10 protein-coding genes are annotated in these 11,828 nt (G+C 39.2%); 5 read left to right on the top strand and 5 right to left on the bottom strand.

Going from position 1 to position 11,828, the window contains the following annotated elements; all coding sequences use genetic code 11:
• Window positions 1-2 precede the first annotated feature (2 nt).
• The 3 genes from AACS98_RS17430 to AACS98_RS17420 all read right to left on the bottom strand — a co-directional run bounded on the left by AACS98_RS17430 (window position 3) and on the right by AACS98_RS17420 (window position 3,710).
• Window positions 3-368 carry a hypothetical protein gene (locus AACS98_RS17430; RefSeq protein WP_066382115.1) on the bottom strand — a complete coding sequence of 122 codons (366 nt, stop codon included), beginning with the start codon at window positions 366-368 and terminating at the stop codon, window positions 3-5.
• Between the two features lie 266 nt (window positions 369-634).
• On the bottom strand, window positions 635-2,002 hold the full coding sequence (locus AACS98_RS17425; RefSeq protein WP_066382113.1) for an NAD(P)/FAD-dependent oxidoreductase: 1,368 nt from the start codon (window positions 2,000-2,002) through the stop codon (window positions 635-637).
• Between the two features lie 346 nt (window positions 2,003-2,348).
• Window positions 2,349-3,710, bottom strand: coding sequence for an NAD(P)/FAD-dependent oxidoreductase (locus AACS98_RS17420; RefSeq protein ID WP_066382109.1), 1,362 nt, complete (start codon window positions 3,708-3,710; stop codon window positions 2,349-2,351).
• 470 nt (window positions 3,711-4,180) lie between these two features.
• Between AACS98_RS17420 and AACS98_RS17415 the strand changes: the two genes are divergently transcribed.
• From AACS98_RS17415 to AACS98_RS17400, 4 genes are all read left to right on the top strand, one after another.
• Window positions 4,181-4,765 carry a TetR/AcrR family transcriptional regulator gene (locus tag AACS98_RS17415; protein WP_066382107.1) on the top strand — a complete coding sequence of 195 codons (585 nt, stop codon included), beginning with the start codon at window positions 4,181-4,183 and terminating at the stop codon, window positions 4,763-4,765.
• Between the two features lie 122 nt (window positions 4,766-4,887).
• Window positions 4,888-6,180, top strand: a complete 1,293-nt coding sequence (locus AACS98_RS17410; RefSeq protein WP_066382105.1) for an ABC exporter membrane fusion protein — start codon at window positions 4,888-4,890, stop codon at window positions 6,178-6,180.
• Between the two features lie 85 nt (window positions 6,181-6,265).
• Complete coding sequence (devC, locus tag AACS98_RS17405) at window positions 6,266-7,432, top strand: ABC transporter permease DevC (RefSeq protein WP_066382099.1); 1,167 nt, start codon at window positions 6,266-6,268, stop codon at window positions 7,430-7,432.
• 72 nt (window positions 7,433-7,504) lie between these two features.
• Entirely contained in the window at window positions 7,505-8,257 is a 753-nt protein-coding gene (locus tag AACS98_RS17400) for a DevA family ABC transporter ATP-binding protein (protein ID WP_066382098.1), read from the top strand.
• A gap of 128 nt (window positions 8,258-8,385) precedes the next feature.
• Here the strand turns inward: AACS98_RS17400 and AACS98_RS17395 are convergent, their stop codons facing one another.
• Window positions 8,386-9,600 (bottom strand): FAD-dependent oxidoreductase, encoded by a 1,215-nt coding sequence (locus tag AACS98_RS17395; protein WP_066382097.1) that lies wholly within the window; start codon window positions 9,598-9,600, stop codon window positions 8,386-8,388.
• A 57-nt stretch (window positions 9,601-9,657) separates the two neighbouring features.
• Window positions 9,658-11,196, bottom strand: a complete 1,539-nt coding sequence (locus AACS98_RS17390; RefSeq protein ID WP_066382096.1) for a phytoene desaturase family protein — start codon at window positions 11,194-11,196, stop codon at window positions 9,658-9,660.
• A gap of 378 nt (window positions 11,197-11,574) precedes the next feature.
• Here AACS98_RS17390 and AACS98_RS17385 point away from each other — a divergent pair.
• On the top strand, window positions 11,575-11,828 hold a 254-nt coding region (locus AACS98_RS17385; RefSeq protein WP_157087538.1), incomplete at its 3' end, for a LysR family transcriptional regulator.

The raw sequence follows: 11,828 nt of genomic DNA, 5'->3' as shown, positions 1-11,828 counted from the left end.
GGTTAACGAAAAAATTGGTTTCCTATTTGTTGACCTATAATCGTCCCTGGGTTGTTGTTAACATTAAGGTTAACACCTGATGCAGTATTCTGAGAAATATTAGAGGTATTTTGTAACTGGTTATATTGAGTAACTAATCTTTCTAAATATTCTTTAAATTCCTTATCTGACTCTGCTTCACTTACTATTGCAGCCTCTAAGAGTTTTGGTTGGTGTTTAGCACTCTCAATCTGAAGTCTATCTTTAAATCTAGTTTTTAGGAAATCTAGAACATCTGCTCCAGCTTTCTCCAAAACGCCACCAGTAGCTTTGTCAATTGCATAAAGTGCAATATTTACCGCTTGTAGAGCTAGTATAGATAACTCCATGTTAATAATAATCCTGTTTATCAAAGCTTTGCTAATTGATAGAAAATTGAATCTTACACAAACGACCGCTATAGGTTATTTGCATTGAAGAATGAAGCTATAATAGCTTAATTATCTTGATATTATACTAAAAAATTGTCTTTATTAAAATATTAGGCAAAAAATTAATTTTTTTTGCAAAAAACTGTAAGTTTACGAAATTAATACACACAAAGAAGAAAGGGTGTACGACTGTACACCCCAACAAGGAAATTATGAGCAGAAAACTAAGCATTGACTGTTTGTCTATTGTTGGCTGTTGTATACTGACTTTTACCATTAGTATTTTCAACTTGTGCCAACGCCAAAGATTCTTTACCAGTAATCAATCTCGCGCCACGTTTGCGGGTGACGTAGTTCCACGCCCATTGAATCATTACTAGGAGTTTTTGGTTAAACTCAATCAGGAAGTAGATGTGAATGAATAGCCAGAATAACCAAGCAATGAAGCCTTGCAACTTGACCAAGCCTAAGTCTACAACGGCTAAATTTCGCCCAATCATGGCTAGGTTGCCATAATCAGTATATTTAAATTCGGGCAAAGTTTTACCACGCAGACGTTGTTTCACTAATGCGGCAACGTATTCACCTTCTTGTTTGGCGACTGGTGCAACACCAGGAAGGGGTTTACCGTTTTGGTGGGAGAAGTGAGCTAAATCCCCAACTACGAAAATATTGTTATGTCCCTTAATACTTAAGTCTGGTTCTACAATAACTCTGCCGGAGCGATCGCACTCTACACCAGTACGTTCTGCTAATACTTTACCCATTGGGGAAGCTTGCACACCTGCTGCCCACAATATAGTTTTTGAAGCAATTTCTTTGAATTGATCGTTTTGTTTGAGGGTAACGATATCGTTGTCAATATTGGTTACTCTGGTGTTAGTTTGGATAATTACACCTAATTTTTCCAGAGATGCTGCTGCTGCTTGCGATAACTCTGGTGCTAAAGCTGGGAGGACGCGATCGCCCCCTTGCAATAGTAAAATTCTAGTCTCGGAAGTGTCGATGTCGCGGAAGTCTTCTTTGAGAGTTTTGTATGCTAACTCGGCGATCGCACCCGCTAATTCTACCCCGGTAGGGCCACCGCCCACCACTACAAAAGTTAACAAAGCACGGCGTTTTTCAGGATCAGTTTCTTTTTCTGCTGCTTCAAATGCGCTAAATATCCGCCGACGTATTTCTATCGCATCTTCTACAGTTTTCAAACCAGGAGCAAAATCTTTCCAGCTATCTTTACCAAAATAGGAATGCTTCGCGCCTGTGGCAACGATTAATGTATCATAAGGTACTACTCTATCACCTAAAATAACTTGTTGGGTAGTTGGATCAATATCTTTTACTTCTCCCAACAACACTTTTGTATTCTTGCTTTTGCTGAGTATGGAACGCAATGGTGCGGAAATATCAGCAGGGGATAGCATACCTGTAGCAACTTGATATAAAAGCGGCTGAAATAAATGAAAGTTACGTTTATCAATGAGAGTAACATTCACATTCGCTTGAGCAAGTGCCTTTGCTGCATACAATCCACCAAAGCCACCACCAACGATGACAACCTGATGTGGTGGATTCTTCTTAAGTGAAGCTACCATAACTAATATTTCCTTGTGTTAAGAGGAGTGTAACTATTCTTAATAAATGTGTAACAAACTCGTGATACAAGTTGCCGTTTATGATGAACACTTGACAAAATTCACAATTGTCATTTGAGATACTATTTAGTTATTAGTTATTAGTCATTAGTCATTAGTCATTAGTCATTAGTTATTAGTTTTTCTCCCCTGCTCCCCCTGCTCCCCCTGCTCCTCTGCTCCCTCTGCTCCGAAAGCTGCCCACAAAAAAAATAGTGGAATCAGCATTTTACCTCGATGAAGCAAAATACCTATTCCACAAATTTTCAGCAAATTTTCAGCTAATACTAGCTACATAGCCAAAATTCTAGACGTTGACTGTCAGCCTATTTTCTTTGGGCTGGTAATGACTGCTATTGTTAACAGTTTTGACTCCCGCAGCAGCTTCTTGCCCTGTAATTAATCTCGCTCCACGATTACGAGTCAAATAATTCCATGCCCACTGAATCGTAACTACTAACTTATTGTCAAACTCAATGAGGAAGTAGATATGAATTACTAGCCAGAATAACCACGCAAAGAAGCCTTTCAACTTGATAAAGCCTAAGTCTACAACGGCTGCATTCTGCCCAATCATTGCTAAACTACCGTAATCGGTGTATTTGAATGCTGGCAAAGTTTGACCTTGTTGGCGTTTTTGAATTAATGTGGCGACATATTCACCTTCTTGTTTGGCGACTGGTGCAACGCCAGGAAGGGGTTTACCGTTTTGGTGCGAGAAGTGAGCTAAATCCCCAACTACGAAAATATTGTTATGTCCCTTAATACTTAAGTCTGGTTCTACAATAACTCGTCCGGCGCGATCGCATTCTGCACCTGTGCGTTGTGCTAATACTTTACCCATTGGGGAAGCTTGCACACCCGCAGCCCATAATACAGTCTTAGAGGCAATTTCTTTAACTTCATCGCCTTGTTTAAAGGTAACAATATCATTTTCAATATTCGTTACCAAAGTTTTGGTCTTGACATCCACACCTAAATCTTGTAAGGATGCTTGCGCTACTTGTGATAATTCTGGCGCGAAAGGTGGCAACACTCGATCTAATCCTTCTAGGAGAATAACTTGCGCTTCTTTGGTGTCGATGTTGCGGAAATCTTGTTTCAGGGTTTGGTATGCTAATTCAGCGATCGCACCCGCTAATTCTACCCCGGTAGGGCCACCACCCACAATCAAGAAAGTCAACCAAGCTCGCCGTTTGGCTGGATCTTTTTCCTTCTCTGCCGCTTCAAAGGCTGTAAAAATTCGCCGACGCATTTCAATCGCATCTTCTACAGTCTTCAACCCCGGCGCGTATTCTTCCCAATTATCTTTACCAAAATACGAATGCTTCGCACCAGTGGCCACAATTAAAGTATCGTAAGGAATTTTCTCATCTCCCATGACCACTTGTTGCGCTTCTGGGTCGATATCGTTCACTTCTCCTAACAATACTTTTGTATTCTTGCTCTTGCTCAATACGGCACGCAAAGGCGAGGAAATATCGGCTGGTGATAGCGTTCCGGTGGCGACTTGGTAAAGAAGTGGCTGAAATAGGTGAAAGTTACGTTTGTCAATTAGGGTAACTTCTACCTTCGCTTTAGCAAGTGCTTTTGCCGCATAAAGTCCACCAAAACCACCTCCAACAATCACGACTTGGTGCGGTGGGTTGTTGTCAAGTGCATCTACCATAAGAAAATTTCCTTGTGTTACGGGTGCTGTAACTATTCTTAACAAATTTGTATCAAAATTGTCACAAATTTTTCTGTTCAGTCTGCACAGATGAAAAAATTGTGAAAGTAATTAAAATTACGTTTTATAGGTGATTAACTATACATGAATCATCTGGTTATGTTTCTCTACTATTCATCTGCTAGGGTTTGCGGCTTTATGCAAGTGTAATTAAAAATTTTTACGCACACTACAACATAGAGGCTGAGTATCTATGTTGACAAAGCCAATACTAAATATTACATTAAGAAATGTGAATTTGTAAATTTACAAAAATTTAATTTTTCAGCGATCGCTCAGAGAGAAAGCGATAAATCAGGACAATATCGGCTAAAAGCTTAACCTTGATTCATTTTGCTTATAAGTTCTTGACGAACATCTCAAACTGAGTTTTACTAAAAATAACGAGCGTTCGATATAAAAAAGACATTATGCCCAAAGTTGTCGATCATGAGCAATACCGCAAAGAACTGCTCGGTAAGTGTTTTGATTTATTTGCCTCTAAAAGCTATGGTTCAATCACCATGAGGGAAATTGCTCAAGGCTTAAGCGTTTCCACAGGAACGTTATATCATTACTTTCCTAGTAAACAGGCATTGTTTGAGCAATTAGTAGAAGAAATTAGCCAGCGAGATGTGAGTGCAGCCTTAGCGGAGATGGGCGGTGCAAAAACTGTAGAAGCGGCGATGACAGCCTTGGGCAGATATTTAGTCAAAAACCAAGATTACTTTATTAAGTGGACTTATGTTTGGGTTGATTTTTGTCAGCATCAAGACATAGATGAATTACGCAATAATCATGTATTCAAGCGTGCAAATAGAAATTATCAGCAAGCAGTTTGTGAGTTATTAGGTGTACAAGATACAGCCTTAGCTACCTTTGTATTGAGCTTGGTGAATGGCTTAATTTTAGAAAAGCTGTGGTGTAATGAAACGATTGATTTTGTTGAGCAATGTACATTGCTGGGCAAAATGATCACGGCTTATTTAGGGCAGAGGCTAGAGGTTAGAGGTTAGGGGCTTTTGATCAGTTGGGTGATTTGCTGGGCATCATAAAAAATACTCTGTGTCTTGGTGTTGAAAAGTTATTTAGCACAGAGGGATAGAAATACAAAAAAATAATGTTTATAGAGGGGAATATGAGTCAAAAAGTGTTATTTAAAGGAGCCAATCAAGGGTTAATTGCATTAGTAATGGCAGCTACGGCTGTGACTGGTGGAATTATTTTTTATGTAGTTTCTCAGTTTGGGTACATTGGCAAAACTGCGGCATCAGATACTAATGTCCAAGCGGAAGCTAGCGCACCGAAAGTTACAGCTTTAGGTAGATTAGAACCGGAAACAGAAGTAATTAAACTATCTGCACCCTTAGCTTTAGATGGCGATCGCGTGGCTAAAATCCTTGTCAAAGAAGGTGATACTGTCAAGGCTTTTGAAGTCATCGCCATTTTAGATTCCGAAGCCCGTTTGAAAACGGCTGTACTGCAAGCCCAAAAACAGGTGAGAGTTGCCCAAGCTAAACTCAATCAAGTGAAAGCTGGAGCTAAAAGCGGCGATATTTTAGCACAGCAAGCCAGTGTAGAACGCTTACAGGCTCAATCGCAAGGAGATATTACAGAACAAAGAGAAACCATTGCTCGGATTGAGGCACAATGGCAAGGAGACAGAATCGCCCAAACCGCCACGATTAGAAAGCTAGAAGCAGAATTAAAAAACGCCGAAGCAGAATACAAACGTTATCAACAATTGTATGCAGAAGGGGCGATTTCTAGCTCTGCCTTTGATGGTAAACGCTTGAGTGTAGAAACCGCCAAAGAGCAATTAGACGAAGCCAAAGCTATACTTAACCGGATAAACGCCACCGCCAGCAAACAACTAGCAGAAGCGAAAGTTGCACTCAACCGGATAAACGCCACCAGTACAAAGCAAGTCAGGGAAGCGAAAGCCACACTCACCAGTATTGCAGAAGTGCGTCCTGTAGATGTGCAAGCAGCGCAAGCAGAAGTTGAGGAAGCGATCGCCTCACTCAAACGTGCAGAAGCAGACCTAGAAGCAGCTTACATCAAAGCACCAATAGCGGGACAAATTCTCAAAATTCATACAAGAGTCGGCGAAAAAATCAGTGATGATGGCATTGCAGACTTAGCCGAAACCGAGCAAATGATTGCGATAGCAGAAGTTTATCAAAGCGACATCAGCAAAGTCAAACTAGGACAAACCGCCACAATTACCGGACAAGCCTTTGCGGGAGAACTGCGTGGTAAAGTGTCTCATATTGGCTTGCAAGTCAACCGCCAAAACGTATTTAGCAACCAACCAGGAGAAAACCTCGACAGCCGAGTAATAGAAGTTAAAATTCGCCTGACTCCTGAAGACAGCAAAAAAGTTGCAGGTTTAACTAACTTGCAAGTGCAAACAGCAATTGAATTATAAGAAATAGGGAATAGGGAGTAGGGAACAGAAGAGAGAATTATTTCCCAATACCCAATACCCAATACCCAATACCCAATCCCCAATTATGTTATCTAAAATTTTGCGGAAAACGCCGCTAGCATGGCGGCAATTAATGAAAGAAAAAACACGCCTAGCGGTAGCGGTGGCAGGTATTACCTTTGCGGATATGCTGATGTTTATTCAGTTGGGATTTGAAAGTGCGCTGTTTGATGCTGCTATACAACCCCATCGGAATTTACAAGCGGATTTGGTGCTAATTAATCCGCAATTTCAAACATTATTTTCAGTGAAAAGTTTTTCGAGAGAGCGACTTTATCAAACACTAGGTTATGAAGGCGTGCAGTCAGTCAGTTCATTGTATATTGGTACTGGACAATGGCGTAATCCTGAAACCCGACAGGATAGAGCTATCTTAGTTTGGGGTATTGATCCAACGACATCTGTATTTAAGTTTCCCGAAGTGAAAAGAAACCAGGATGGGATTAAACAATTAAATCAGGTGTTATTTGATCAAGCAGGTCGTCCTGAATACGGTGCGGTTGGTGATATATTTCAAAAAACAGGTAAATTTCCCACAGAACTGAATAATATAGCCGTTAATGTTAAAGGCGTATTTAGTAACGGTGCATCCTTTGCGGCTGATGGTAATGTTATCGTTAGTGATTCTACGTTTTTAAGACTATTTCCAGAACGTAAAGCAGACAGAATCGAAGTAGGGTTAATTACTTTAAAACCGGGTGCAGATGTAGAAAAAGTGCGATCGCAACTAGCCGCAGGTTTACCCAATGATGTGAGAGTCTTGACACCAGAAGGCTTTGCCCAAACGGAAAAAGAATACTGGGCTAACGGTACAGGTATCGGTTTTATTTTCGGCTTGGGTACGGGAGTAGGGTTTATTGTCGGCATTGTGATTGTATACCAAATTCTTTACTCTGATGTGTCTGACCATTTGCCAGAATACGCCACCCTCAAAGCAATGGGTTACACAGACGGTTATTTACTCATAGCCCTATTACAAGAAGCATTATTATTAGCCTTCTTTGGATATCTTCCCGCCTTCATTTTTTCCTTTGGATTATATCAAGTCACCTACGCTGCCACCATGTTACCCATTGCCATGAAATTAGACCGGGCAATCAATGTCTTTATTCTTACCATTATAATGTGTAGTGTTTCGGGTGCGATCGCCATGCGAAAACTACGTTCTGCTGACCCAGCCGACGTGTTTTAGCTTTTAGTCATTAGTTATTAGTCATTAGTCATTAGTTATTAGCTTTTCTGTCTTCCAATCCCCCATTAAACAATGCTGCAAGAATTTATACCAGTTAATTCGGAATTGACATTTTCAACTTCAGAACCTGTGATTGCTGTGCAGAACCTCAATCATTATTTTGGGTCAGGTGGGTTACGTAAACAAGTCTTATTTGACATTAATTTAGAGATTCAAGCCGGGGAAATTGTGATTATGACAGGCCCTTCCGGCTCAGGGAAAACAACGCTGTTAACTCTCATGGGTGGCTTGCGTTCGGCGCAAGAAGGGAGTTTAAAAATATTAGGCCAGGAAATCTGCGGAGCTAGTAAACAGCAGTTAACTAAATTGCGTCGCCAGATAGGTTATATTTTCCAGGCGCATAACTTGATGACATTTTTAACAGCTAAAGAAAACGTGCGAATGTCACTGGAATTGCATGATCAGTATTTAAATGATGATATCAACGCCAAGGCGATCGCCATGTTAGAGACAGTAGGATTAGGGGATCATGTAAATTACTACCCAGAAAATTTATCTGGTGGGCAGAAACAACGAGTTGCGATCGCCCGTGCTTTAGTCAGCCATCCTAAAATTGTCTTAGCAGACGAACCCACAGCCGCACTCGATAAAAAATCTGGACGCGACGTTGTAGAACTAATGCAGAAACTAGCCAAAGAACAAGGCTGTACAATTTTGCTTGTCACCCACGACAACCGCATTTTAGATATTGCTGACCGAATTATCTATATGGAAGATGGTCAACTCAAAACCGACGATGTAGATATTGCTACCACAATGCACTAAACTTATCACCTTGTGGCAGAGCCAGCAATTAGAGTTGCAAAACCCTTTCAAAACCTTGTAGAGACGTTGCATGCAACGTCTCTACACTGTGTCTAATTAACTGAAAATTGCCCCCTGCAATTCTTCCCTCATCCGATTAATTGGGCAACCCTAAACGCAGAAGTGATAGCCCCTTCATGTAAACCATCTCCTAAATAAGCCCCTGCATGATAAGTATTATTCTCACCATTAGTCATAATAATTTCGTTTCTGTACCTGAAAGATTCAACCGTATATAGGGGAGTATGATGATTTTGAATGTGAATAATTTTGTCTTGAGCAATCAAATCATCTAGATTAAAAGCCAGACTGTATTTAACAGAAGATGACACTCCACAAAGTTGGTTGAGATAAGCATTATATCCCCATCCTTTATGAGTAGGGAAAAAATCAAATTCCGCAGGTTGTTTAATTCCCCGACTACCATACATTGAATTATCTGTGTGAATGATAGTTTTTGCATGGTTTTTCTGCCATCCTGAAAATCGCTTAACTTCTTCTTCAGTCGGAGGCGATAATAACTTAATAACTTGGTCAGGTGGCGTTGCAAAAACAACTTTGTCAAAAAGATACTTTACACCATCTGACAATACTATTTTTACAGAATTAGCTTGTCTAAAAATCTCTGCTACTTCCACATTGAGAAAAATTTCACCTCGGAAACGTTCAATAATTTTTTCAATATAAGTATACACACCTCCTTTAATCCTCACCCACTTCACAAAAATATAATCTCTTAATGTAGGAATAGCCATCTCAGCAGGAAAGTTATCTATTAAATTAAAGTCCATTGAATAGCTATACATTAGCAATAATTTCAGCCAATCGTTACGTATACACTGTCTAGTTAAAAATTGACAAATTGGCTGATTATATAATTGCTGCATTTGGGTAAAATGCGTTTTTAACCATAACCCAGCAGCACCAGTATACAGAGTATTTAGCTTCAGAGATTCAATTACACGCTGTATACCTGTAAAGTTGTTTTGAATCATCACAGATGAAAGAACGTGATTACCATCTTTTAAAAATATTCCTGAACCAATATCAACGGGTTCTAATTCTACCTCTAACTCTTGCATTAATTTTAAAAAGTGGTGAAAATTTAAGGGAAATTCCAGTACACCACCTTCTAAAATTTGCTCACAGTCAGATTGATTAGGTTTAACATTTTTATTTAATGTCCGAATATGTCCGCCCAAAATAGGTTGTTTTTCAAAAATCGTGACATGATGACCTTGTTTATCAAGTAGGTAAGCTGTTACAATACCACTCGCTCCACCGCCAATAATCGCGATTTTCATATTGCACCACCACAATAAGGGGATGTTTTGACAAATCAAGTTTTTATCGAGCTTTTATCAACCCTTGGATAAAATCACATCTCCCGATAATCTTTGATAAAGAATAGCCCCAGTCCAAAACGTAGGCGCAAAACCTGGGTATCCAGACGAAGCATTACAAAAATAAAAGTTATTTAAAGATGTTTCGTGATTTAATCTACCAATTCCCATATTTTTCGGTGTCAGATTAGAACCATAAGAATTACCTTGAGGACACCAACAAAATCGCTCATTAGTGGTTGGGCTACCAGTAATTTTAAAAACTAAATGTTTTCTCAAATCAGGAATATAGTTTTTTTCTACTACATCTAGAATGTAATTGAGAATTTCTTGTTTTTTACGTCGGTAATCCTTTTTATTAGTTTCTCGCAACTGTTTAAAATAATCATAATTAGCAACTGTCAAAAATTCGATAATTTGATAACCCTCTGGACAGTCACGTTCAGAATTTGTCAATAATGTAGGTGTAGTAATGGCAAAACTGGGATTAGAATAATCATGCTTTTCATACATTTGATAAAATGCTTCATTTAAATTACGATGTCCAGTATGAAAAGTATTCCATTTACCAAATCCATAATCACGCAAATCAATATCCTTCACAACGCAGTAAGCCATAAAGTTAGAAGGAGAATAATCATAATTTAGCTTTTTACGTATTTTTTTAGAAAAGTTTTCTAATCCAATCATCTGGGCAGCTTTTTGAGGGTCTATATTGCAAATAATAGTGTTGGCAGTAAATTCATATTTTTGATGATTGATTCTATTAACTGCTTTGACTCCTGTTACAGTTTTATTGCTGAGGATAAAATCAGTAACCTCCAAATTAAGAAGAACATCGCCGCCATTTTCTTCAATAACTTTAACTAGAGAATTAATCACATGATCAAAATGATGTGTCGGATAAAAAGCACCGTTTTGATAGTTAGTGAATAAAATCACCCAAGCGTAAAAAGAAAGTTGATCAGGCGGTAGTAAAAAGTCTGGCCATTGCAATGCTAAAAGCGTTTGGGCTGCTTGAGGTAATTGGAATTTATCAAAAACATCCTGAAGTGTACTATGCAAATACTTAACAGCAGATGATACTTGACCAAGATGTTTAAATACTTCCCTAGGAATGATTGGGGGAGATAGTATTTTTAAGCCTTCACTTGTCTGTTTAACTTCCAGAATAAATTGCCGAATCTGCTCGCTATTTTCGGGAAAAAGTTGAGATAAACGGCGGATTAATTCTTGCGAGTCTGAGGGAATATCTAATGAGTAACCGGGCATTCTCATGTGGTCGAAACCATCAGGTTCGTATCGCTCAAAGGTGACTTGTTTATCCAAGTTCAATTTTTTCAGAACTCGATTGACAGTGTATCCTTCGCCACAATCCCAAACATAATGCAGTTGAGCATTAAACTTATATTTTTTTGCCATCGTAAACGTATGTCCAAAGCCCCCTGGATGCTCATGGGACTCTAAAACTTGAACTTTTTTACCAGCTTTTGCCATTAAAGAACCAAAGACCAAAGCTGACAAGCCACTACCTACAATCAGGTAATCTGTTTTCATCGCTTACGAGTTAAAACAATGTAAGCTAAATGTGCATTACCTTTATGTGGTTTTTCATGAATCCTGAGAGGGATTTACAAAACAGAGGGGGAGCAGGGGAGCAGGGGAGCAGGGGAGCAGAGAAGAAAAACTAATAACTAATGACCAATGACTAATGACCAATGACTAATGACCAATGACTAATGACCAATGACCAATGACTAATGACCAATGACCAATGACTAATGACCAATGACTAAATTTTGCATTGGTATAAGTGTTTATCTATCTTTAGATTGTAGACATCTGAAATCATCTTGCATAAGATTAGTCTTGATTATTACTAAATATATATAAATTTAAGCAAAGTTCAGTATACATTGAAACATATAATTGCCCATGAAAATTTCTCAACTTCGCGCCGTTATTGCAGTAGCGGAGCGCGGTAATTTTAGTGAAGCAGCTTTAGAATTACAACTAACCCAACCGGCTGTTAGTCATGCGATCGCTACTTTAGAAGAAGAATTAGGTGTACCCTTATTTGCTAGAGGTCGTCATGGTGCTGTGCTAACACCTGCGGGTGAGCGCATTTTACATCATATCCGTCAGGTGATGCAGCATTTAGAGATGATGCAGCAAGAAGCCAACCTACA

Origin of the sequence: Anabaena sp. CA = ATCC 33047, assembly GCF_963870205.1 — a bacterium.
GTDB lineage: Bacteria > Cyanobacteriota > Cyanobacteriia > Cyanobacteriales > Nostocaceae > Trichormus.
Note: the sequence above shows the minus strand (reverse complement) of the source record. Positions and strands in the feature narration are given on the sequence as shown.

What these genes read in the sequence shown, in the direction of transcription:
- AACS98_RS17430 (WP_066382115.1), bottom strand. Translation starts at nt 368, where the DNA reads ATGGAGTTATCTATACTAGCTCTACAAGCGGTAAATATTGCACTTTAT.
- AACS98_RS17425 (WP_066382113.1), bottom strand. Translation starts at nt 2,002, where the DNA reads ATGGTAGCTTCACTTAAGAAGAATCCACCACATCAGGTTGTCATCGTT.
- AACS98_RS17420 (WP_066382109.1), bottom strand. Translation starts at nt 3,710, where the DNA reads ATGGTAGATGCACTTGACAACAACCCACCGCACCAAGTCGTGATTGTT.
- AACS98_RS17415 (WP_066382107.1), top strand. Translation starts at nt 4,181, where the DNA reads ATGCCCAAAGTTGTCGATCATGAGCAATACCGCAAAGAACTGCTCGGT.
- AACS98_RS17410 (WP_066382105.1), top strand. Translation starts at nt 4,888, where the DNA reads ATGAGTCAAAAAGTGTTATTTAAAGGAGCCAATCAAGGGTTAATTGCA.
- devC (WP_066382099.1), top strand. Translation starts at nt 6,266, where the DNA reads ATGTTATCTAAAATTTTGCGGAAAACGCCGCTAGCATGGCGGCAATTA.
- AACS98_RS17400 (WP_066382098.1), top strand. Translation starts at nt 7,505, where the DNA reads ATGCTGCAAGAATTTATACCAGTTAATTCGGAATTGACATTTTCAACT.
- AACS98_RS17395 (WP_066382097.1), bottom strand. Translation starts at nt 9,600, where the DNA reads ATGAAAATCGCGATTATTGGCGGTGGAGCGAGTGGTATTGTAACAGCT.
- AACS98_RS17390 (WP_066382096.1), bottom strand. Translation starts at nt 11,196, where the DNA reads ATGAAAACAGATTACCTGATTGTAGGTAGTGGCTTGTCAGCTTTGGTC.